This window comes from Mesorhizobium sp. CNPSo 4688 (genome assembly GCF_057784295.1).
In genome coordinates this window covers 224,064-246,543 of sequence record NZ_JBWLUY010000011.1, presented here as the reverse complement: position 1 = coordinate 246,543, position 22,480 = coordinate 224,064, and the positions used below count along the sequence as shown (strand labels likewise).

General features: G+C 62.2%; 23 protein-coding genes. 8 read left to right on the top strand and 15 right to left on the bottom strand.

Annotated features, from left to right (window positions below):
* Positions 1 to 167: 167 nt before the first annotated feature.
* Positions 168 to 1,472, top strand: coding sequence for a sensor histidine kinase (locus AC04SH_RS22680; RefSeq protein WP_488576741.1), 1,305 nt, complete (start codon positions 168 to 170; stop codon positions 1,470 to 1,472).
* A complete protein-coding gene (locus tag AC04SH_RS22675) occupies positions 1,469 to 2,116 on the top strand; it encodes a response regulator (RefSeq protein WP_488576721.1) in 648 nt (215 codons plus the stop codon). Before AC04SH_RS22680 ends, AC04SH_RS22675 begins: the two co-directional genes overlap by 4 nt.
* Positions 2,117 to 2,246: 130 nt before the next feature.
* Here the strand turns inward: AC04SH_RS22675 and AC04SH_RS22670 are convergent, their stop codons facing one another.
* The 3 genes from AC04SH_RS22670 to AC04SH_RS22660 all read right to left on the bottom strand — a co-directional run bounded on the left by AC04SH_RS22670 (position 2,247) and on the right by AC04SH_RS22660 (position 4,419).
* Entirely contained in the window at positions 2,247 to 2,675 is a 429-nt protein-coding gene (locus AC04SH_RS22670) for a hypothetical protein (RefSeq protein ID WP_488576720.1), read from the bottom strand.
* Positions 2,676 to 2,887: 212 nt separating this feature from the next.
* A complete protein-coding gene (locus AC04SH_RS22665; RefSeq protein ID WP_488576719.1) occupies positions 2,888 to 3,832 on the bottom strand; it encodes a LysR family transcriptional regulator in 945 nt (314 codons plus the stop codon).
* Positions 3,833 to 3,885: 53 nt separating this feature from the next.
* Positions 3,886 to 4,419, bottom strand: a complete 534-nt coding sequence (locus tag AC04SH_RS22660; RefSeq protein WP_488576718.1) for a YybH family protein — start codon at positions 4,417 to 4,419, stop codon at positions 3,886 to 3,888.
* A 116-nt stretch (positions 4,420 to 4,535) separates the two neighbouring features.
* Here AC04SH_RS22660 and AC04SH_RS22655 point away from each other — a divergent pair, with 116 nt between their 5' ends.
* Positions 4,536 to 4,829 (top strand): hypothetical protein, encoded by a 294-nt coding sequence (locus tag AC04SH_RS22655; protein ID WP_488576717.1) that lies wholly within the window; start codon positions 4,536 to 4,538, stop codon positions 4,827 to 4,829.
* Between the two features lie 34 nt (positions 4,830 to 4,863).
* Positions 4,864 to 4,959: a putative RiPP precursor gene (locus AC04SH_RS22650; protein ID WP_488576716.1), complete on the top strand. Its 96-nt coding sequence runs from the start codon at positions 4,864 to 4,866 to the stop codon at positions 4,957 to 4,959.
* Positions 4,960 to 5,056: 97 nt separating this feature from the next.
* On the opposite strand, the gene AC04SH_RS22645 is transcribed toward AC04SH_RS22650, so the two are convergent.
* The 8 genes from AC04SH_RS22645 to minC form a co-directional block, all read right to left on the bottom strand.
* Entirely contained in the window at positions 5,057 to 6,232 is a 1,176-nt protein-coding gene (locus tag AC04SH_RS22645; RefSeq protein ID WP_488576715.1) for a hypothetical protein, read from the bottom strand.
* A 292-nt stretch (positions 6,233 to 6,524) separates the two neighbouring features.
* On the bottom strand, positions 6,525 to 7,406 hold the full coding sequence (locus tag AC04SH_RS22640; protein WP_488576714.1) for an EamA family transporter: 882 nt from the start codon (positions 7,404 to 7,406) through the stop codon (positions 6,525 to 6,527).
* Positions 7,407 to 7,553: 147 nt separating this feature from the next.
* Positions 7,554 to 8,135: a dihydrofolate reductase family protein gene (locus tag AC04SH_RS22635; RefSeq protein ID WP_488576713.1), complete on the bottom strand. Its 582-nt coding sequence runs from the start codon at positions 8,133 to 8,135 to the stop codon at positions 7,554 to 7,556.
* Positions 8,136 to 8,299: 164 nt separating this feature from the next.
* Positions 8,300 to 8,836 carry an SRPBCC family protein gene (locus AC04SH_RS22630; protein ID WP_488576712.1) on the bottom strand — a complete coding sequence of 179 codons (537 nt, stop codon included), beginning with the start codon at positions 8,834 to 8,836 and terminating at the stop codon, positions 8,300 to 8,302.
* Entirely contained in the window at positions 8,833 to 9,270 is a 438-nt protein-coding gene (locus AC04SH_RS22625) for an ArsR/SmtB family transcription factor (RefSeq protein WP_488576711.1), read from the bottom strand. Before AC04SH_RS22625 ends, AC04SH_RS22630 begins: the two co-directional genes overlap by 4 nt.
* Positions 9,271 to 9,652: 382 nt before the next feature.
* On the bottom strand, positions 9,653 to 9,925 hold the full coding sequence (minE, locus tag AC04SH_RS22620) for a cell division topological specificity factor MinE (protein ID WP_112560940.1): 273 nt from the start codon (positions 9,923 to 9,925) through the stop codon (positions 9,653 to 9,655).
* A complete protein-coding gene (gene minD, locus AC04SH_RS22615) occupies positions 9,922 to 10,737 on the bottom strand; it encodes a septum site-determining protein MinD (protein ID WP_029869303.1) in 816 nt (271 codons plus the stop codon). The genes minE and minD overlap by 4 nt, the downstream gene beginning before the upstream one ends.
* Before the next feature lie 54 nt (positions 10,738 to 10,791).
* Positions 10,792 to 11,607 carry a septum site-determining protein MinC gene (gene minC, locus AC04SH_RS22610; RefSeq protein WP_488576710.1) on the bottom strand — a complete coding sequence of 272 codons (816 nt, stop codon included), beginning with the start codon at positions 11,605 to 11,607 and terminating at the stop codon, positions 10,792 to 10,794.
* 310 nt (positions 11,608 to 11,917) lie between these two features.
* Here minC and AC04SH_RS22605 point away from each other — a divergent pair, with 310 nt between their 5' ends.
* The 4 genes from AC04SH_RS22605 to AC04SH_RS22590 all read left to right on the top strand — a co-directional run bounded on the left by AC04SH_RS22605 (position 11,918) and on the right by AC04SH_RS22590 (position 19,987).
* The gene (locus tag AC04SH_RS22605; protein WP_488576709.1) at positions 11,918 to 12,190 is read left to right on the top strand and encodes a hypothetical protein; all 273 of its coding nucleotides are present in this window, start codon (positions 11,918 to 11,920) and stop codon (positions 12,188 to 12,190) included.
* Between the two features lie 223 nt (positions 12,191 to 12,413).
* Positions 12,414 to 17,156 carry an NACHT domain-containing protein gene (locus tag AC04SH_RS22600; RefSeq protein ID WP_488576708.1) on the top strand — a complete coding sequence of 1,581 codons (4,743 nt, stop codon included), beginning with the start codon at positions 12,414 to 12,416 and terminating at the stop codon, positions 17,154 to 17,156.
* Between the two features lie 411 nt (positions 17,157 to 17,567).
* Positions 17,568 to 18,098 (top strand): FecR domain-containing protein, encoded by a 531-nt coding sequence (locus AC04SH_RS22595; protein ID WP_488576707.1) that lies wholly within the window; start codon positions 17,568 to 17,570, stop codon positions 18,096 to 18,098.
* Positions 18,099 to 18,118: 20 nt separating this feature from the next.
* On the top strand, positions 18,119 to 19,987 hold the full coding sequence (locus AC04SH_RS22590; RefSeq protein ID WP_488576740.1) for a CHASE2 domain-containing protein: 1,869 nt from the start codon (positions 18,119 to 18,121) through the stop codon (positions 19,985 to 19,987).
* A gap of 68 nt (positions 19,988 to 20,055) precedes the next feature.
* Here the strand turns inward: AC04SH_RS22590 and AC04SH_RS22585 are convergent, their stop codons facing one another.
* The 4 genes from AC04SH_RS22585 to AC04SH_RS22570 all read right to left on the bottom strand — a co-directional run bounded on the left by AC04SH_RS22585 (position 20,056) and on the right by AC04SH_RS22570 (position 22,468).
* A complete protein-coding gene (locus AC04SH_RS22585; protein WP_192248711.1) occupies positions 20,056 to 20,379 on the bottom strand; it encodes a DUF2934 domain-containing protein in 324 nt (107 codons plus the stop codon).
* A 108-nt stretch (positions 20,380 to 20,487) separates the two neighbouring features.
* The gene (locus AC04SH_RS22580; protein ID WP_488576706.1) at positions 20,488 to 21,102 is read right to left on the bottom strand and encodes a BA14K family protein; all 615 of its coding nucleotides are present in this window, start codon (positions 21,100 to 21,102) and stop codon (positions 20,488 to 20,490) included.
* A 124-nt stretch (positions 21,103 to 21,226) separates the two neighbouring features.
* Positions 21,227 to 21,748: a DoxX family protein gene (locus AC04SH_RS22575; RefSeq protein WP_488576705.1), complete on the bottom strand. Its 522-nt coding sequence runs from the start codon at positions 21,746 to 21,748 to the stop codon at positions 21,227 to 21,229.
* A gap of 240 nt (positions 21,749 to 21,988) precedes the next feature.
* Positions 21,989 to 22,468 carry a tetratricopeptide repeat protein gene (locus AC04SH_RS22570; RefSeq protein ID WP_488576704.1) on the bottom strand — a complete coding sequence of 160 codons (480 nt, stop codon included), beginning with the start codon at positions 22,466 to 22,468 and terminating at the stop codon, positions 21,989 to 21,991.
* Positions 22,469 to 22,480: the final 12 nt, after the last annotated feature.

Here is a 22,480-nt window from a genome sequence, read left to right as displayed (position 1 = left end):
ACAGGCAATGTCGCAAACGCCGCGGGGCCTCTATAACAGGGCACGGGTGGGAAGGGTGGATCGTGCGATTGCTGGGGGTTTTCCTGGGAGAGTTCTTGCGGCGTTGGGGCAGATTGTCGCTGGCCCTGCAGTTCCTCATTGCCGGCGGTATCGGGCTGCTGGTGGTGATGCTGGTGGTCGGCCTGTGGGTGACCTCGCAAATCCGGCAAGGTGTCATGCGCAATTCCGCTGCGACCACGGCGCTCTATGTCGACAGCGTGATCGCGCCGCTGTTGCCAGACATGCGCAAAAGCCGCGAGCTCGACGATACTGTCAAGCGGGCGCTCGACGAGACGCTCGACCAGGGTGCACTCGGCAAGCGGCTAGCGTCGTTCAAGCTGTGGCGGCGCGACGGCACGATCCTCTACGCCAAGGATACGACGCTTATCGGCAAGGTGTTCGAGCCGAACGCCAACCTGGTCGCCGCCTTCAGCGGCAATGTCGTGGCCGAGTACAACGACCTCGACGACGATGTCGAGAGCCGATACGAGAAAAAGACTGAGGCTGGACCGCTGCTGGAAATCTACAATCCGGTACGCGAACCCTGGTCGGGCGAAGTCGTCGCCGTTTCGGAGTTCTACGAGGTTGCCGACGGCTTCGAGTCGACGCTGAACGTCGCCCTGTGGCAAAGCTGGCTGGTCGTGGCCGGCGCCACGGCGGCGGCATTGGCGCTTTTGTCGGGCATCGTCCTTCGCGGCAGCCGCACTATCCAAACCCAGCGGGCGGCACTTGAGGCCAAGATCGCCGAATTGCGGGCGCTGCTGTCACAGAATTCATCGCTGCGCCAGCGCGTGCAGCACGCCTCGCGCCGCGCCACCGCGCTCAACGAACGCTATCTCAGGCGCATCGGCGCCGATCTTCACGACGGGCCGGCCCAACTCGTGGCGCTGGCGGCACTCAGGATGGACAGCCCGATCTTGCTTGATCCCGGCGCCCCCACCGCGCTGCGCGAAGCCGAGATTGCCGACATCCACAAAACGCTTGATGAAGCGATCCGCGAGATACGCGGCATCTGCAACGGTCTCGTCCTGCCGCAGATCGAGACTGCGGCGGTGCTCGACATATTGCGGCTGGCGGTCGCCGAACACCAACGGCGGACCGGAACCTCGGTTTCGCTGACGCTGCCAAAGCGCTTGCGCGAACCCGGCCCTTCCGAGAAGATCAGCATCTATCGTTTTGTCCAGGAAGGCTTGAACAACGCCTATCGCCACGGGAAAGGCAGGGATCAGGCGGTGAAAGCGGCAATGAAAGGCGGCAAGCTGTTCGTCGAGGTCCTCGACGGCGGTCCGGGATTCGACCCGGCAAGAAGCGAGGGCCTTGGGCTTGCCGGTCTCAGGGAGCGTATCGAGAGCATCGGCGGCCAGTTTGAAACTGTATCTGGCCCACAAGGCACACGACTGGTGATAACATTGTCCATTGAGGAGCAATCGTGACCCAAGCCATCCGCATTGCCATTGTCGACGACCATCCGTTGTTTCGCGAGGGCGTAGCGCGCAGCCTCGGCGAGATCGGCGGTTTCGAAGTGGTCGGCGAAGGCGCCAGCGCCGAGGATGCCGAAAGGCTGGTCGCGGCCATGCGGCCCGACATCGTGCTGCTCGACATCAGCATGCCGGGCGGCGGGCTCGCCGCCGCAGCAAACATCATGGCCGGGTACCCCGGCCAGAAGGTCGTCATGCTGACGGTGTCGGAAGCCAATGCCGACGTTGCCCAGGCGCTCAATGCCGGCGCGCGCGGCTATGTGCTGAAAGGCGTCGGTTCGAAGGCGCTGGCTGAAATCCTCAGCAATGTCGCGGCTGGCGAAAGCTATGTCTCGCCGACACTGTCGGCCCGGCTTCTGTCGGACCTGTTGCAGCCGGCGAACCGCAAGGCCGAACCCCTCCAGCAGCTCACCGGCCGCGAGACCGATATCCTGCGCCTGGTGGCGGAAGGCTTGAGCAACAAGGAAGTCGCCGCACGGCTTTCGCTGCAGGAGAAGACAGTCAAACATCACATGACGCGGGTTCTGGCCAAGCTCAATGTCCGCAACCGCACCGAGGCGGCGCTGCTGATGCGCGAGGCGCGGGAGCGCGCGAGTTGACACGCGGCGCACGGACGACACCCATCCGCGCCAGGCACTGAGGCAAAAACACATCCGCGCGAAAGCGGCTAGAGCGCTACGCGCTTTTCCCGGGAAAACCGCTCACACTTTTCCTGGAATTGCTCTAGCCTCACAAACTTTTCAAACGTGCCATATCGGCGGCGGTCGCCGGTCGCTCGATAATGGTACGGTCGAGCGCATCCTTCATCGTGAACCGACCATTTTGGATCCGTTCCTTCATGCCGTTGGGATGGGTGACCGTGATGCCGGTGGCGTCGACCTCGACCTGGTCGCCGGTTGCAGAATTCACATGGCTGGCCTTGCCGGCGCCGGAATTGCCCTTGCCGTTACCGCCGCTGTTGCTGTTACCGTTTCCACCGCTGTTGCCATTACCGCCACTGTTGCCGCCGCCACCCCCATTGCCGCCGCCATTGCCACCGCCGCCGCCCCCATGGCCGCCATCCTTGGCGAAGGCATTGCTGGCGGCAATCTTGGCGGCGCCGTCAAAGCTGAGGTGATAGGGCGTAAGGATCAGGGCGAGCGTCGTGGACGCCCGCAAGGCAAACCAGCAGAGTTGGCGAAAACGCGTAATCTGTTCTTCCCCTGATGGTCAGCGAAGACCAATCCGGTCTGTCCACAACCGGAATGGCGTTGTTACCAGAACAGCATCCACAAATCGACGTCCTTGCGAAGCGGCTTACGACCCTTATCTCGCCAAATACAGACCTTTTTTGTAAAATTGTCAGACTTAAGTCCTATATTTTGCAACCTCTAGCTGCATCCCGTCTGTTTGAGCAGGCCGACCAGCCAGGCCAGGCCGGCATCCATCAACGCGACTTTCGGCACGATGCTGTTGACGTTGAAATGACCGAACCCGATGGGCGCATCGATGCCGACGACGCCGAAACGGCCGCCATGCATGGCGAGGAACCGGCGCGGATAGGCCGAGATCAGGTCGGTTTGCGCAAGCACCGCCAGTCCGAACATGAAGTTGGGGACCGTCAGCGCGACGCGGCGCGACAGGCGGTGTTCGGCCAGCACCCTGTCGACAAAACCATTTGGATCGCCGCTGTTCGAGACGACCATATGTTGCATGGCGCAGTAGCTTTCGAGGCCCGGCTCGTTCGCGAAAGGATGGCCGGCGCGCATGGCGACGATGAAATCCTCCTCATAAAGCGTGTGGACGGCAAAGCGCGGCGGCAGGCCGTCGAACGGAATCACGGCGACATCCATGGCGCGGGCTTCGAGCTCGGCGACGCAGTCGCTCCAGGCCGTAAGGGGCGACGGTTCGCCTTGGCGCGGCAGCAGGTGCCGGATGGAGATGTCGACGGCCGGGGCCGTTCGGCGCACTTTTTCGAGCAGCGGCGGCAGGAGCACGGATGACACGGCATCCGGCGCGCCGATGGTGAAGCGGCGCGTCGAGCGGGCGGGATCGAACGGCTCGGCGCTTGCGATCACCCGGCGCACCCGCGCCAGAATCTCGGCCACCGGCTCGGCAAGCTCTGTTGCCCGATCGGTGGGCACGACGCCGCGCGGTGTCTTCAGAAACAGCGGATCGCCAAGCAACTTGCGCAGCCGGCCGAGCCCATGGCTGACGGCCGAAGCTGACAGGTTGAGCCGCTCCGCCGAGCGGCCGACATGCCGCTCTTCCATGATGGTCTGGAACAGGACCAGCAAATTGAGGTCGGCACGGGCGAGATCGATCTTGTTCAGCATATTCCTGAAACCATATCACTGGATTCAGGGCAGTAAAGTTTCGGATGGCGTTGTCAGCCCCGGGCGATGGCAGCCGCCTGTTCCAGGCTGATGCCCTTGGCGAGAGGATCGGCATGGCGATGGGCGAGCCGCCATTCGGCCCCGTCGCGACGATAGACCAGGGTGACACGCAGCGGCCACTCCTGTGCCGGCAGACCGCCGGCTTCGACGTGGCATCGTTCCAGGGTCGCAAGAACCACCATGTCAGCCGAGCCATATGTCTGGACCACCTCCTGCTCGAACGTACCGTTTCTAAAGAAGCGACCAACCGCTTCCCAATTCTCTTCCGTCATATTCGAGCCGCGCGTGGGCGTTCCGCCGAATGGAGCCATCAGCGTGTAGTCGTCGTCGTGCGGGACCAAAGAGCGATAGAAGTCGATGTCACCGCGCATGAGCGCCGCGTTTGCGTCCCTGGATCGCTGGACGAGCTCCGCGATCGTCCGGTCGATGGCGGGATCCTCGTGCGCCGAGGCGGAAACGCCGATTGCAAGCGATGCAAGGCCCGCGCTGCCCGCTGCGGCGAGAAGTGAACGTCGTGAAGTGAGCATAAGGGTTTCTCCTGTCGTGATCTCTGGTGGGCCGCCGCAGTTCGGCCAGGGCACGTCCCGCGAGATCGCATTTCGATTCCGATGAATCCAGAGATATGATTTCAGCAATATACTGAATGAAATTGATCATTGGCTGGTCGATCTCAGGATCGCCGCCGACGAGGTCGCCCGAAGAACAACGGTTTCTTGACGAAGATGGATTTGCCGGTTGGCGCATAGATCCCAAGAAAAACCGGGACGGGATGACGGTACCGCAAAGGTTGACAGTGTCGATCTGTCTGGCATTATCGCATCATCCTGGAGGATGCACTGTGAAGAAAAGCTATTCGAAGCCGGTACTGGTCAAAAAAGGAAAGCTCTCGCAGGTTACGGCGGTTACCAATGGTGCCGGTTCCGGGCCCACCACATAAGGTCGGATCGTCCTCGTGGGCCGAGGCGCAGGAGATGGGAAATATGAAGAAGACCTATTCCAAGCCGGTGCTGGTCAAAAAGGGCAAGCTCTCGCAGATCGCCGCGAACGGCGCTTCCAACCCTCGATAGACCCTTTCACCCCGATTGATCGCGGCCACCACCCTGACAGAGTCGGGCGGCTGATCCTTTCCAGAGCATGATCTTTTCCCGCAGGTGACGGGACCATTCAGCGCGCAACCACCAGATCGTCGAGCACGAGCTGCCAATAATGGCTCGTGGAAAGGCGCACGCGCGTGACCGCCGCCAGCATCGGCGCGTAGTGCACGGGCGCCAGCGCCGACAGGATGATGGTGTCGCTTGCGATCAGCTTGTCGCCGAGCCAGCTCTCCACCAGCGCGGTTTCGCCTTCGGACTTCAGCCACGCCGCGGTCAGCATTACGGAATGGAACCCGAACGGTTTTTCGCTTGAGAATTCCGCCGGATGTCCGCTGCTCGTATAGCAGACATGGTCTCCCGAGATGTTGCCGTTGACGTAGCCTTCGCTGCCTTCGGTATGATCGCGCGCAAGTGCGTTCAGGTTGAACCAGGTCAAGCCGGCATAACCGGACGGCACCTTGCGCAGGCCGCGCGAGGTGACATCGTCGAAACCGATGGTGTGCAAAGGCACTGCGCTCTCGACAGCCGTGTTCTCGGGCGACAGCAGGCCGAGTTCGGTCGGATAGGCCGACAAGGTGAGCCTGCACGCAATGCCGCGGCCGGCAATGTCGATCGCGTCGGCGTCATCGGGCAGATCGAGGCGGAAGGCGGCGCCATCACTGAGCGGATGCACCGCCACCTCTTGCCCTTTCGCCATCACCGAGATGCTTGCCGAAACACCGTCGGCCAGGCGGCCGCTGAGCCGGCGTATCGGAAACAGGCCGACCGGCTGCAGCATTGCTTCCGAGACCAGCCCGGTGGGCGAGCCCGACAGCAGCCGGAGATGCTGCGACTGGACCTCGTTGGCGCTGCTTACGCGCCAGCCGGGCGGCACCGAAACGGTGAAGCGGTAGCTGCCCGGCACATGGATGGGCGCGGCCCGACGTTTCGTCGACGTCAGGAAATTGGCGAAGCCGCCGCGATTGCTCCGCGCCGCGGCGACGAAGCGGCCGTCGCCATCATGCAGTCTGACCATGATGCCGGCCATCGGCCGGTCGCCGAGCCCGTAGCGACCGTCGCGATCGGCATCGAAATAGACAAAGGACGAGTAATTGAGCTTGCCGTGGTTACCCGACCAGTCCTGGCGAACGGCGTAGTCGTTGGCCGGATTTTCACCCAGCCGGGCCTTGCGACGCGACCGCGCCTGCCGCCAGGCGAGAGCCGTAACGGCAGCGGCGAGCCCGACCAGGAGCAGTGCCTTGATCACGGACGGCTCAAGCAATGCTGTCGGCCCTCGCTGTGCTCATTTGGATCTCCTGCGACAAGCCATATATCGATGCTGCGGGCCCTTGAGCAACCGACACGGGGCCGACAGACCACACCATCGGCCTTACATCCCCATTTCGGCCCAGAAACCGCGCTGCTCGGCGGTCTGTTTCAGGCTGCCATGGCATTGGTGGATGTCGAGCCCCGGGCTGGTGTTGGCCTCGACGATGACGATGCCGGCCGCATCAGCGCGACATCCGGTCTGTTCACTTGCGCCGACCTGGCTTCGGCAACTATTCCGGCGACGGCACAGGCGGCTTGGTCGTCAGCGCGGCGCCGAAGGCGGCGACGACGACGGCGGCGATGCCCGCGCATTGCAGCGGGCTCAGGATTTCATGCAGGAACAGGAAACCGGCCAGCGCGCCCAGCGCCGGCTCCAGGCAGGTCAGCGTGCCGTAGAGCCTCGCCGGCATGCGGGTCAGCGCCACCATCTCCAGCCAGAACGGCAAGGCGCTGGAGAACAGCCCGACCAGCAGCGCGCTGACCAGGATCGCGGGCGCGAGCAGGCCGGAGCCCGCCTCGGCGATGCCGAACGGCAGGGCGATGGCGGCGGCGATGACCAGCCCGTAAGCGGTTGTCTGGCTGCCAAGCTCGGCGCCCGCCTTTTGCGCAAAGACGATGTAAAGCGCCCAGCAGCCGCCGGCGGCAAGCGCCAGCATCACGCCGATCGGGTCAAGCGCACGGCCGGAATGGATGAAGGGCGACAACAGGACGATGCCGGCGACGGCCAGCGCTACCCACACGAAATCAGTGGCGCGCCGCGACGACAGCGTCGCCACCAAAAGCGGACCGGAGAATTCAAGCGCCACAGCAATGCCGAGCGGGATTCTGGCGAGTGCCGCATAAAACAAAAGGTTCAGCGCCGCGAGGTTGACGCCATAGGCGATGAGCCAGGGCAATACGGCGCGCGACGGCCGCGCCCTCCAGGGTCTCAGCACCGCCGCCAGCATCAGCGCGCCCACGGCCAGCCGAAGCGCCGTGGTGCCGTTGGCGCCGATCAGCGGAAACAGGCCCTTGGCAAAGGTGGCGCCGATCTGGATCGACACCATGGCGCCGAGCAGCGCGCCAATCGGCAAGGCTTTCGCTTCGGCAGCGGCAATCGGCGTCGACGTCAATCCTGTTCCCTCCCGGCGCGACCAGCTCGCTGCGGCGCAGGCCCGAGATAGGGGCAACGGTGCTGACTGTCGTGTGGCACGGGTCGCGTGTTGATGGGGCACAACGCTATTTCCTCTCCCCCGTCGATCGGGGGAGAGGAAAAGCGGCTAGTTCACCAGCCCATAAACCAGGCTCACCCGTCCATCCGAAAGCGCCTCGACCTTGCGCAGGTCCAGCTTGTGCCGGGCGTGCACCGTGCCAAACAGCGCCTTGCCGTCGCCGGCAAGCAGCGGATAGACGATCAGCCGCATTTCATCCACCAGCCCGGCCTCGATCAGGCTGGCGGTGATGCGGGCGCCGCCCATGAGGTAGATGTCCTTGCCGGGCTCGCGCTTCAGCGCGGCGATGTCGTCAAGACTGCGCAGGAAGCGCGTCGACGGCCAGGTTGCCGACGTCATGGTGTTGGACAACACATAGTGCGGGGTTTTCGCGGCAAAGCGGGCCCATTCGAGTTCGGCCGGGTCGACCAGCTTGCCGGTCATCGGCAACGGCTGGTCCGGCTCGTTCTCAAGGATCGCGCTCCAGTAGCGCTCATAGCCGGCATACATGACGCCGCCGAGCAGGCAGGCGTCGATCCCGGGCATCAGGCCGTATTCCTCCGACCAGTTGTCGACCCAGTCGGCGAAGCCTTCGGGTCCTTCCATCTTGCCGTCGATGGAGATCTTCATTCCGGTGATCAATTTACGCATGACTTCCTCCTTCAGGCTTGCGGGATGCAAGCATGTTGCTTGGTTTCATCGGTGGTGAGTGCGCCTCAATGGCTGGCGAAGGCGCGTGTTTCGCCGGCCCTTGCGCCGGCGTTCGGCGCAAGGGGTAGATGACCCGGTTAGACCGGACGATGCGTTAGGTCAGGTCAGGCCGGCAGGCGCTGGTCGTATTCCGTCATGAGACGGCTCCAGCCGTCCCAGAACGGTTCCGGCTTTTCGCCCGTCACGCGGGCGGCCAGGATGTCGAGATGCATGTGCCAGCCGGCGGCATGCATCATCAGACTCGAGCGGTTGGGCAGGCGGCGATGGACCAAAGTGAGCAGGACGTCGTCGCCGCGCTGCGCCAATTCGAACGTGACATTGCCGCTGCCGTTCCAGGTGATGGTGAGCTTGCGCGGCGGGTCGCATTCGACGATCTGGTTGTGCATCCTCTGCTCACCGCCAGCGAAGCTGGCCGGCCTCTGGCCGGGCGGGTCAGTCAGTTCATCATTGCGCCAGACCAGCTCGAAGGAAGAGCCTTCCTCCATATCCATGTCGCCGGCCGCCAGCCACTGGCGGCGCAGATCGCTCTGCGTCAGGTATTCCCAGACGCGCTCCCTGGTTCCGGGCAAAAGCCGTTCGATCCTCAACGTGGCCGGCTGGATCAACTCAGCGTAGCCGTCGAAGCTGTTCATCTGGTTCATTGGTCTTCTCCCTCGGATGATGTTGGCCTGGGTGATGCTGGCCTGGATGATTCTGGCTTGGGTGATTCAGGCTTTGCCGGTGCCGGCGTTGTCTGCGTTTTTCGCCCCGCCTCCTCGCGCAAAAGCTGTTCGAGGACATCGAGGCGGCTGTTCCAGAAACGCGAGTATTGGGCGAGCCACTCATAGGCGGTGGCCAGCGGGCGGGCCTCGAGGCGGCAGACATGGGTGCGGCCGCGCACTTCGCGCCGGATCAGCCCGGCATGCTCCAGCGCCTTGATGTGCTTGGAGGCGGCGGCCAGCGACATGGCAAAGGGTTCGGCCAGCTGGCTCACCGTGCGCTCGCCGCCGGCGAGGCTGTTGAGCATGTTGCGGCGCGTGGCGTCGCTAAGGGCGTGAAAAACCTGATCCATCTGGGGCGTCTCTAATTCAACCATGTAGTTGAATATAGAGGCGCGCTTTTGGATAGTAAACCGTTTGGTTGAATGTTTTTTGAAATAGGCGCAGCCGCCCTACCTCCCCCTTGTGGGGGTGAGCGCCGGTTCGCGAAGCGAATTCATCGTGCCGGTGGCACGATGAAAGGCGGCGAACGCCGGGACGCTGCAAAGCAGCGGGGACCCGGCAGAGGACCGCAGGTCCGGGTGGGGGTGCTTGGCGCTGACCGTGAGGGTGTTGCTCGTCCCGCACGCGGGTGTCAGAAACAAGACGGCGGAGGTCGCGCAACCCCCCACCCCGATCCGCTTTGCGGATCGACTTACCGGGGCGAGCCGCGGGTCTCGCCGTCCTTCGGACCCCCACAAGGGGGAGGGTAAAGTCCCCTCACCCAGCCATCGCGAGCGGCACCGGGCTCTTGTTGGGGATCTGGATGTCGATCTCCAGCGTCGACATGGTCTCGCCGCGGTCCATCGAGACCTGGAGATAGTCCTGGTCGATCTGCACATGCTTGGCGATCACCGCCATGATCTCCTCGCGCAGGATGGAGACGAGGTCGGGCTGGCTGCGGTTGCGGCGCTCATAGGCGAGCAGCACTTGCAGCCGTTCGCGCGCCACCGGCGCGCTGGTGCGCCGCTTGAAGATGTCGAGCAGGTTCATGCCGCCCTCCTTCCCAAAAGACGGTCGAGGAAGCCCTTGCGTTCGAAGGGCACAATGACCGGCAGCTGTTCACCCTCGAGCCGCTTTGCGGCGTCGATGTAAGCCTTGGCGGCGGCATTGAGCGGCTCCGACAATGTCACCGGCGAACCGAGGTTGGAGGCCCTCAGCACATCCTGGCTTTCCGGAATGATGCCCAGGAGCGGCGTCGAGAGAATCTCCAGCACGTCGTCGATCGACAGCATTTCACCGCGAGCCGCGCGGGCGGCATCATAACGCGTGACCAGCACGTGCTTGGCGATCTGCTCGCCCTGTTCGGCGCGCAAGGTGCGGGCGTCGAGCAGACCGATGATGCGATCGGAATCGCGCACCGACGACACCTCAGGATTGGTGACGATGACCGCCTCGTCGGCAAAGCGCATGGCGAGCTGCGCGCCGCGCTCGATGCCGGCCGGGCTGTCGCAGAAGACATAGTCGAAGACCGAGCGCAGCTTGCCGATGACCTCGGCCACGCCCTCCTCGGTCAGCGCATCCTTGTCGCGCGTCTGCGAGGCCGGCAGCAGGAACAGCGTCTCCACCCGCTTGTCGCGGATCAGCGCCTGCGACAGTTTTGCCGAGCCCTGGATGACGTTGACGAGGTCGAACACCACGCGCCGCTCGGCGCCCATGATCAAATCGAGGTTGCGCAGGCCGACGTCGAAGTCGACCAGCGCCACCTTCTTGCCGGTCTTGGCGACCGCCGCCCCCAGAGCCGCGGTCGAGGTCGTCTTGCCGACGCCCCCCTTGCCCGAGGTGACCACCACTACCTTGCCCATCAATAAAGCCTCCATTGTTGTCGTTATTCGTTGGACGGGCGCGAGCCCGCCGCATTAGCTGAAAGGGGCGATGCGCAGCATGCCGTTGTCGAGGAATGCCTGCACAGGCTTGCCCCGGACTGACGGGTCCATCTCCTCGGCGGTGCAATACCAGCCATCCACCGACAGAAGCTCGGCCTCGTTCCTGCGACAGAAGACGCGGGCGGACGTGTTGCCTTGAGCGCCCGCCGAAGCGCGGCCGCGCAGCGTGCCATAGACATGAATGGAGCCGGTGGCGACGATTTCGGAGCCGGAGGCGACGGAGCCCAGCACGATGACATCGCCATGCGGATGAAAGATCAGCTGACCCGAGCGGATCGGCGAGCGGATCATCAAGGTGCCGGCGTCCGGGGCCTTGGCGTCCTGCGGCAGCGGCCTGGCATCGCCCGCCGGCTTCAAATCGCCTGCCTTCAAATCCGCTTTCGCATCACCTGCCCGCTTCGTGTCACTTGTCGCAGTAGCATCCTCCGCCCTGCCCGCCTTGCGGCTCGGCTGCAGCAGCCCGTCGGTGGTCGCCTCCTTGGCGCCGACCAACACCGGCGGCAGATGCGCGCCAAGCTCGCCGCCGCCGTCGAGTTCCATGGCGTAGACGCGGATGCCGCGCTGGCCGAGCACACCAATCAGCGCTTCAATGGCGACGACATCGGGCTTCAGCACGTTCAGATCGAGCACCACCGGGCGGCCGGCAAAATAGCCGGGCGAATTGCCGATCCAGCGATCCAGGCTCTCCAGCCAAACATCCAAAGGCGCCTCCGGCGTCAGCGTGAAAGCGACGAAGGAGCGGGCGCGAAAGCGAATGGATTTGGCCTCGAGGGGAGCGGCAAAGGTCACGGCGGGCGATTCCTTACTGAGAGGTAAACGCTAGCGGTGGTATGGTTAATGAAAGGTTAACGAGGGGGATTTGCGTGCAGCGGGAGGGCGGTTCCTGGCAGCCGGTGCCCGGCTTTCTGCCAGCCTTGCAAGTGCGCGAATTTAACCCGTTCCCGCCGTCGGCAAGACCAGTTGCAATCGCAGCGACTAAAACGCGACCAGTGTTGGCGCAGATTGTTGGAAATAATCATGTATTACCCGGCACCGAATACTTGCGCGCCGCCATGCGCCGCGTAATGTCGTCGTGGGGCGGGTTTATCGGGGGGAATTTATGAAGCGCACTATTTTGACGCTATCGTTGCTGGCTGGCCTCGCAGGATGCGCCACCCCGCCCGACAAGATAGCCGGCGTTCCAAATTCCGGCCCCTGCACCGACGCCGACAGACAGCGCCTTGCCGTCATATCAAACCAGCAGAACAAGTCGGCATCCGGCGATGCGCTCGGCGTCTTCCTGATCGGCGTGCCTGTCGCCTCCATGTCGGGCGGCGACCACGAGGCCGAGATAGCGATTCTTAAGGGTCGGTGCGTGGCGCCGAAGACGTAGCCGTTACACCATGGCAAAGAGAAAACAGACGGCGCCTCCCAACAGGAATACTCGAACGAGCGCGCCAACTCGCACGGAAGCCCCTCAGTGGCTCCTAAGCGAACCGCTTGGTGAGAGCCCCCCACCGCCGGTCTCGACACGGCCAGGACTACTGCCCTTCCTTGAGTTGGGTTGGGAGAATTTTGAGCGCCTTTGCTATCGGCTCGCTAAGATCGATGGCGCGGTGGAAAAGGCTTGGGTCTATGGCACTTCGGGGTACAGCCAGTACGGCATAGACGTCTTGGTTCGCATGAAGGACGGAAGCTTCGGGGCGTGGCAAAGCAAACGCCACAGAAAGTTTGACCTTTCGTCTTTGAAAGATGCCTTGCAGCAGTTCGAGGACGCCGATTGGGCAAAACAATCCGAGCGCTTCGTCTTAGCCGTCGCGTGCGTGATCAACGACCCGAAGGTGTTCGACGAGATTGAGCAAGCGCGCACGCGGCTGGCGCTTCGTGGCATTGCTTTTGAGCCCCTGTTTGCGGGGGAGCTAACCGAAAACCTACGGACTCAGCCTGAAATTATCGACGACTTCTTCGGGCGCGCGTGGGTAGACAAGATTTGCGCTCCGGAAGTCGCTATCAAGGTCACCGATCGCCTTTCGCGCATCGACATTGCAGCGTTGCGGACGCGTCTTCGCGCGTTTTATGGTGCCTGGATTGGCATTGTCGACCCGGGTCTTCCATTAATTGGGCAAACTACCGGAGATATGCCAGCTCCCGCACTGTCCCAGCGTTACGTTCTGCCTGATGTAGTGACTTTGGAGCGGAATATTGCAGAACACCACCACGTAATTACCGAGCGGGGAGAACCACCCCTTGTCAGCGAATTTCCCGACGAAGCAGCACTCTATCAAGGGGGTGAGGCACAACGAACTCCTATGGTATTACACTCACGCCCGAGTGAGCGACGAATTCCGATCGGTCAGTTCATTGCAGACACGGATCGCGCCATAATTACAGCAGAGGCGGGCGCCGGCAAAACTACACTCCTTCGATACCTTGCACTTGACTTTCTTTCTGACTCTCCGACGCTGGATGCGGTCAGTGACCGCTATGCTGGCTACGTGCCGGTCTGGGTGCCATTTGCCCTCTGGGCACAGATGTCCGAGGGCAAGGATCGACCTCCAACCCTGGACGAGGTCGTGCACGGCTTCATTCAGACGCTTAATGAGCCAGAGCTTGCCGAGCAGATGCGGCGTGTCCTGAGGACTAAGCACGTTGTCCTGCTCGTTGATGGCCTTGACGAGACGGGCGAACAGTCGATTGCTGATGCGCTGTTGGTCTCCTTAACCGTCTTCGCAGAACAGGCTGGCGTCGCGGTGTTTGCCACGTCGCGTCCTCACGGGATAAAAGCGTTGAGCGGAATTGGGGGCACGTGGACCCTCGCTCGGCTGGCTCCTCTGTCGGACCAACAGCGTGGTGCCCTTGCGCTGCTCTGGTACCGCATCCTTGAGCGACATGAACTCGGCGCCAGCGCGACCCCCGAGGTCGTAGAGCGGCAGGCACAATCGCGTGCAAACAGTTTCGCCAAGGCACTGCTGGGAAGCCCCGGTATCGCGCGCCTTGGTCGCACACCCCTCTTTCTCGTCTCGCTGCTGAAACTGCACAGACTTGGGAGAGACCTTCCCCGGAACCGATTTGACGTTAGCAAAGAGATCGTCGAGCAACTCATTGTCCACCAGCCAAAGCGACGTGCGAAGGACGCGATGAAACTGGGATCCGCTCAAAAGATGCGGCAGCGCGAACGTGTGCTCGAAGACTTCGCTTTCGGTTTACATTCAGGAGAATTGCGAGGTGACGTTCCCGATGGCGCTATCGAAGCTGCCGCTGTCGCGCGAGCGGCCAAGGTTATCGCCTCGCGCACGGGCAACGTGGATGCCGACCGCGCTGAAGAAGAGGCGCAGACAGTATTTTCGTTTAGTGAAGAAACCGCCGGCCTTCTGGTTAGGAAGACCCAGAACGATGTCGGCTTTCTCCATCGCTCTCTCCAAGAATTTTTCGTAGGCGCCTATCTACTTCAAGTTTCTCTTTCCGATCGAGTGGCGTTCATCAAAAGCCATGCCAGCCAGGCAGCGTGGAAAGAACCGATCCTGTACCTACTCTACCATGTGCGAAACGAGCAGGAAGTCGGACTCCTAGTTGATGCAATCGGTGAAGCGTCGGCTATTGACGCAGCAGAAGAAGCTGTACGCGTCGCCCTGCTGACCGAGGCGGTCTTCGCCGATTTTGCGCATGACATTTCCAAGGTGCAGAGTCTCGTGCAGAGATTTTTCGAAGAGGCCGAGCTCTATGCGTCAGGAACACGTCAACGGGCACTTCTGGTCTCTGCCGTTGACGGTCTTTTCTCCCAAGCTGTTTCAACCCGATGCGCCGAGAAGCTACAGGAATGGCTCCCCGACTACCACGGCGGGGGTCGAAACGATGCAATCATAGCTATGCGCAAATGGGACAAGGCGCTTCGCCCGGCCTGCGTGCCGCTTCTGATTCGAGTATTGGCAGGTGATCTCGAATACGTGTGGCGGGCCGCAGGACCTGTGCTCGCCGAATTTGCACAGGGCGACATGCGGGTCAAAAGCGCGCTGCTTCGCCTACTGCATGAACCTAGATCCGCATCAACGCTTCATGGCGCGCTTTTCGCGCTCGGTCAGGGCTGGCGTGACGACGCTGACGTTGGAGCCCTCGCTTCCGACCTACGGCATACTCGTTTCAAGGGAATTCAAATCGATGCGATTCGCATTCGTGCCTTGCGCGGCGAGGCTGATCTTGGCGATCTCGAAATCTTCTCGGAACTCACCTTTCAGCAGGACAGCTTTCTCTCCAACATTATTGAACCAGATCTCATCGAATACTTCGCAGCAAATCATAAAACGGAATTGCTTGCACACGTTAAACGAGCGTTAGAGAGCCAAGACAGGCGCCGCGTTGCAATTCCTCTATTAGGCTCTTTAATCTTCGTCGACCCTAAGCACCATCTTGTCAAACCAATTCTCGAAGACCTTCTCAAAGAGAAGTGGTCTATCCATCAACTGTTCAGAAATTCAGAAATCCCTCTGAACCGAGTTGATTGGGACTCTAATTTGGTGAAACTTATTGAAGATAATTTAAGCAACGAAAAGCACTTAGACTATGAATATTATTGGATAAGCCGTGCACTTAAGCTCCCATCACTGAAAGAGCGCATGATAACTTCTATGAAAGCGGGTGAAGGCCTGACCTTCTGGTCGTCTCGTGGCCTCGCAGAACTGTGGGGCGGGAATGACACCGAAGTTCGCGCAGCCTTCACGGCAATGCTTGATGCTCCCTCGAAAGCGTTCGCTGAAGCGGCCGACGATGCCGCCTCTATCCTTGGGGATAAGGAGGCGGTGCGAAAGGCGATCCTTCGGGCACTGCGTGATAAGCCTCATGAGACGCGCTTTCTGATCGCAGCGCTGCGCAGGCTTGGGACCGGCCCACAGGATGATGAGGCATTTAAGGCCAGCTATGAAGCAGGGGACCCGAAGGGCCGCTTTCTTCACGACGACCATTGGCGCGATTCGATGTTCTCGACTTTCGCAACTAGACCAGAGATTCGCAATTTGGCGCGGATTGAACTGACAATCCGCGATGGCAATCTCGGCGCGGTGGCCGACGCATATGCGGCTGACCCTGAGATATGTGCGGGAATTATGAAAGTGATCGCGCCGCTGTCGGAAGCCCCGCGCCTATCGCTTGTGCCCGAACTGGGTACTGCGGCTCCGTCGAATCCAATGGCGTTTGGAGTCATTGCCGCCATGCGGCACGACACAAGTGGCGCAGTCAGTGGAGAAGCTGTGATGGCTTGGGCCGATAGTCGCCTGGCTCAGAATGCGTTCGGAAATGATGACCTAAGTTTCCTAGCCGATGAGCTGCACGCGGTGGGGCCTGACTACATGCATCGACGCGCCGCCGCGGTGGTTGGGCTCGTCATCACAGACAATCTGCCGGTATTTGCTAGTCTTGTTGACCACACCGGAAACCCTCAGAACATCGATATTGGTCGGCTCACCTCATTGGATGGGAGCGACCGCTATTTAAAGCGTATCTTGCCTCACTGGGGCCAAGTGGCAGATGTTCTGGGAGGAGAACACACTGCCATGAAGCGCCTTGAGCTTTCGCCGAGCGGTACCCTTTCTATCTTGAACCCAGGCACACCGAGTGCCGCGCACATGTTTCAACTGCTCAACGCCCAGGCACAGAAAAACGATGCGCCTCTCTATGAGCGCATCGCGGCGATGCGACGGTTCGCGCCCGACAGTGCCGAGATGCGGAAACTCGTTGAACCGCTGTTACTGCAGCCTGGATCTGCGCGAGGGCCGCGTAGTAACTACGACCGTTGGCCTGCAATAATGGCGGCAGAAATATTCGCTGATCATTTTGCAGGTACGGATCTGCGACAGCGAGTGATCGGCCTTTTCACATCTGACCCTCAAAGTGATTGCGCGGCTGCTGCACTGGCGGAGACAGCACTCCGCGAGCGCGATTTGGAAGTTGAGACGCTGCTGCAAAGGAAGGCAAAAGGCATCGCCTACGAGGTTGTCACAAGTCTGCGTATAGCGGCCTCCGTCGGTAATATCGTTGAGGCCTTGGAGCGGCTGCTTAGCCGAGATCCCGGAGAAACATTTGGCTGGAATTGCTCGTATTGGGTACCTGCGTTTGCTAGGCGGATAGAGCGGGATGACAATGCAGTCAACGAGATCATCAATGCTCTCGAACATGCGCCATCCGAATCCGCGCGACTATCTGAGTTAGCTCTGCTTGGGCTGGGATGCAAAGACAAAGCCAAGAGCAGAGTAATTCTGACTGCCGCTCTCCGGAAATACGAAGCGCGGAAAACACCCGTCCTTGCATTCGATGTGACGGCTGGTACTTATCGCCTGGCTGTACATACTCTTCGAGAGCTTCTCATGTAGCGGCGTCCCGGGGGCGTGAGCGAGAAAGGTTGGCGCTCTACGGCGCCCCCCCCCTCTGCCCTGCCGGCGTTCGTTCGGAAAGCCAAGCAATTGGCTTCCCGTCCGCTGCGCGGACCACTCCTCACCCCCCACTTGTGGGGAGATTGGCAGCTTCGGCGCCTCGCCAGTTCCACGATAGCGGCCGAGCAGCCTCCAGAACCTGGTTCAAGGGGCCTCCTTCACCTTGCCTGCCCGGCGAACGCGACCCACCATGCCGCACATGCTTAGCGCCGGAGCAGCTTGTCGTGTTACGATTGCCGGTCGGCATCCCTCCAACGCGGCTGCAAGTGCCGGCTCGTGAACCAAACATGCGGGCAGACTGACGGCAGAAGATTTTCCCGCCGCAGAGTTTCGCAAAGCGAGGAGACGTCGATGAGCGCAAGGGGCCGATTTTTCCGTAGCCTGGTGGCTGTCCTGTTTGCCGGCGTCTTTCGGGTCGATGCCGCCCATGCGCAGGATGCAGGGTGTACGTTCGAGCCGGTGGCCGGTACGTCCCGACAGATTCTGAGATGTCGGGAAGGCCTTGCCATCATTGTGGAAGGTGGCGCTCGTTTTTCGCTGGAGGATCGCGATCGAAACGGCACTCCCGACGCGGTCAGGTTGCGGCGCAAAGCGCTGCTGCTCGATGCTCCGGCCGGCGCGGTCCAGGGTGGCTTCGCGGTTGTCACCCCGCAGGCGATCGCCGCGGTGCGAGGCACAAAATGGGCAGTCGACGTTGGCAATGGCAAGACGTCTGTTTTCGTCCTGAGAGGTCGCGTCGCCGTGCAAAGACCGGCATCCACCGCCATCGTGGTCCTCGCACCGGGCGATGGCGTGGACGTCGAGGCCGGGACAGGCAAACTCATCGTCAAGCGCTGGCCCGCCAAGCGCGTTTCCGCATTGCTGGCCCGTTTCGGCCAGTGAGCTTGCCCAATGAGCTTGCAATGAGCCGACGAAGGCTTCCGACGCTGATCGCGCTCATTCTGGCGGGTCTTTGGGGCGCCGGCCTGGGCTTCGCGCACTGGCACGGCAATTTCTGGTTTCTCGATCGCGTCGAGGCAACGATGACCGATCTTCGAACGCTTGTTCGAGGAACGGCAAAGCCACCGGAGCTGATCACCATTGTCGCAATAGACGATGAAACGGTGCGGCGCGAGGGCAGTTATCCCCTCAGCCGCGCCACGCTTGCCCGAATCATCGATACGATAGAGCCGCTCGGGCCGAAAGCCATTGCGCTCGACCTGCTGCTGGTCGACCCCGGGGCAAAAGACACCGACGAGGCGCTCGCGCGTTCGCTGAGGAGGAGTAGAAGCGTAATCGCTGCAGCGGCGATCTACCCCGGAGGCAAACAATGGACGCTGGCCGTGGGCGAAGGACCCCTCGCCCGCGTGCCGAATGCCGAGCGGTTCCTGTGGCCCCTGAAAGCGTTTTCTGACGCCGCCGCAGTCGGCGTCGTGAACGTGGTCACCGACAGGACGGGAACGCCCCGGTTCGTGCCGTTGCTGTTTCGGGCCGGAGATCAGTTGCAAGCGTCCTTCTCCTTGCGTGTCGCCACCATGGCGGCGGGAGAGGACCCTGGAATTGCACCCGATGATCTATCGCTGGACGGACGGTCGATCCGTACGGACATTGGTCACATCCTGCCTCTGACATTCTATGGCCCGCGCGGCACGATCCCCACGATCAGCGCCGCGACGGTGCTGGCGGGCCAATTCGATCCCGGCGCTATCCGGGGTCGAATTGTCTTGATAGGAGCGACCGCAACCGGCACCGGCGATGTCTTCCCGACACCGTTCGATCCCATATTGCCGGGCGTCGAGGTCATGTCGACGGCGATTGCCCATCTGATGACCGGCGACGGAATCGTGCGCGACCAGAACATTCGCCTTGCAGATGCGGGCTTTGCAGTGGCGCTGCCCATGCTTCTTGTCGGCCTGTTAGCGTGGCGCCGAAACGCCATCGGCCTCGCGGCGGTCGCCGGCGTGGTCCTGATCTGGCTCGTGGTCAACATGACCGCTTTCCTGCACCATATCTGGCTGAGCGCCGCGCTGCCGATGACCGCTGCCGTTCCGCCGGCAATCCTGTTTGGGGCCGCGCAGCTTTGGCTGGGCAGGAGCCGGGCCCAATATTTCGCCACGCAGAGCCAATTGCTTCAACGCGTTGAAGCCCCAGGACTGGGAGCATGGCTCGCCAAGCATGGCGACTTCCTCTCGGAACCCGTCCGGACAGACGCCGCCATCCTGTTCATCGACCTGTCCGGCTTCACCGGACTGAGTGAAACCTTGGGACCGAGCGCCACACGCGAACTCCTGAACAATTTTCACGCGTTGGTGGACGAAGAAGTGACAAGCTGCGGTGGCGTTGTCACGAGTTTCATGGGTGACGGCGCCATGATCCTGTTCGGCCTGCCGGAACCCGCGACAGACGACGCCTTCAATGCTGCCCGCTGTTGTGCCGGGCTCTCCAGCCGCACCAACGATTGGCTCGCCTCGTTGCCTGCGTCGACCGCATCCCGGATCGGCTTCAAGATTGGAGCGCATTATGGAACAATCGTGGCCTCTCGACTCGGCGGCGAAGGGCGTCAGCACATCGCGGCCATCGGCGACACCGTCAACGTGTCAAGTCGCTTGATGGAGATCGCTGCCGGCCAGAATGCCGAAGTGGCAGTGAGTGACGAAATGCTTGCTGTCGCCGGTCGCGACTGCGCGTTGTTCAAATCCGGTGTTTTGAGAGGACCTGTGGAGACACAGATCCGTGGGCGATCCGGCTCGCTCGCAATCTGGTTTTGGCAGAGTGCCCGGGCGCCGCAGTAGATCCAGCCACGTGATCAATGGCGCGCCATCCATCCCTTCGCCAAACCTCTGCGCCGTGAGGCCCCCGATCAAGACGTGCGCCGCCCTTTCCCCTTGAGGCTCCGCGCCGCCTGCTCAACCGCAGCCCGGTCGGCGCCAAGGCGGTCAATCAGCTCCTGCGCCTCGTCGCCGGATATGCCGGTGCGCACGGCCAGTTCCTCGACTGTCAGGACGTCGGTGCTGGCGATCTCACGCGTTTGCGGCAGGGCGTCGTCGGCCGTCAGCGGCAAAGCGGCTTCCCTGTCGATTTCGGCCTCGGCCCGGTGCCAGTGATGCTCGGGATCACCACCGCCTTCGCGCTCCCAGATCTGGTAAGCGCGCTTCTGGATTTTCTCATGCCGTTCGTCACCCATCGTCGTTCCTCCTTGGTGTCAGGGAAGAACGCCGCATCGGTGCGAACGATCCAAAAAATTTGCGTGATCGACATGGCAAGGGATCGCACGGGATTCGAGCAGCCCGCCCTACTCGCACTGGCGCCGCGGCCCGCCGGAATAGGGCTGGTAGCTGTTGTCCTCGGGGCGGTAGGAGCGGTAGCGGCTGAAGCAGGATTCGACGTGATCGTCCGAAAGGTCCGCTGTTGCCACCAGCGGGCCGGCGCCGTCCCCGATATAGCTGACTTCGGCGGGTTGCTGCGCGGCCTGGCCGGCGGCGGCGCTGGTTTCAAGATAGGGCGAGACGCAGGGGCGCTGCTGTCCACCGTAGGACATGTAGCTGTTGTCGTCAGGATTGTAGGAGCGGTAGCGGTCCGCGCACCAGCTGACATGGGCAGCCGGCAGCCTGGCCTGCTGCTCGCCCGCATCGGGCGCCACCGCGGCTGTGCTGGTCGGGTCCGACGACTGCATCCTGGCGGAGGCATCGGGCGCTGCGGGCTGCGCGGCGGCCACGCGCTCCAGCCCCGGCGCGGCCTTGTCCACCTTCTGTGCGTCCTTGGTCCACAGTTGCGAGACACTCTCGGTCGGCCCGGCCTGATGCACCGGCTTGGCGACAATCAGCCAGGCGGCGAAAGCCAGCCCGCTGGCAAAGACCGCAAGGGTCAGGACGAAGCCTGCTACCAGTGCCAAAACCGCTTTCATCACACACTCCCTTGAGGCCCCGCTAATAGAATGCGGAGCATCGGGACTGGTTCCAGCAAGCAAGCATTTGGCAAGGGCCGGCAACTGGAGGGCCAGACGATGCGCAAAGCGGCAGGCCCAGGGTGCCTCAAACCGGCAGCCGCACGTGCGGCGTGAACTCGTTCTCCGCCGCCAGCAGCGCGGCGACCATCTCCTTGTCGCGCTGGCGCTGCTGCAGATGGAGCGTCACCAGCCGGTCCAGCGAGAAGGCGCCGGCGCCTGCAATGGCCAGCACGAACATGCCGCCTGATATGGCCAGATCCTTTTCGAAATGCAGCAGCTCGTTCTGGCTGGCGAGGTTGGTGTGGAACAGCGTGGCCGTTGCCAGGCAAAACAGGCCAAGGCCGATGGCGCCGAGGCGGGTGAGCAGGCCGGAGGCAATGGAGAGCCCAGCGCCCATTTGCAGCACGAGCGTGGCGACGAACAGCGGCAGGCTGATGCCTTGCGCGGCCATCGCCTTGGCGGCGGCGTCGAAATGGGTGGCGAGCGTCAGGCCTTCGTGCAGGAAGATCAGGGACAAGAGCAGGCGGGCGGCAAGCAGGGCGATGTCCTTGGTGTGGTATTTTGCGGCGAGAAGGCGAAGCTTCGCGATTTGGTCAGTCAGGTTCATGGTTTGGCTCCGGAATGGGCAGGCGCGGCGCGCCGGGTTGGGCGCGCAGGAACTGCGCTGGAAGTGGGTGATGTCCGAGGGGCCGGAGCCGGCCGCCACGGTCACTGCCTTGGAAGGTTTGGCATTTCCTCTCCCCCATGGACATGGGGGAGAGGTGGCCGCGAAGCGGACGGAGTGGGGGCTGGCTCCGCTATATGCGATTGCCCCACCTCGCGGAGGTGCGAGGAAGCATCGCCGCGCCTACTGCGTCACCTTGGTGTCAATCGCCTTCTGCAAATCCTCGAGTTCCTCGCAGCCGGCGGGGCACAGTTTCTGCAGCGAGGCCAGCTGCTCGTTGGCCTTGGCCATGTCGCCGGTTTCGACATAGAGCTCGCCCAGATATTCGCGGGCGGCCTTGTGGTCGGGCTTCAGCTCCAGCGCCTTGTTGTAGTAGGTCAGCGCGGTGGTGAAATCGCCGGTCTTGCGCAGCGTGAAGCCGAGCAGATTGTAGACGTCGGCCTGCTGGTTGTCCTGGGCAAGATCACGCAAGTCGGCCAGCGCGCCCTTGTAGTCCTTGACGGCGATCTTGGCCTGGACGGCGGTGAGGTCGGGCGCGTCAGCGCCCTCGATGTCGTCGACCGCATAGGCCGGCATGATTGTGGCCACGGGAACCACGGTCAGCACGGCGATGGCGCCGAGCAGGCCGAACAGGGCGTTTCTGCCCAGACAGGATTTTCTCATTGTCTTTCTCGC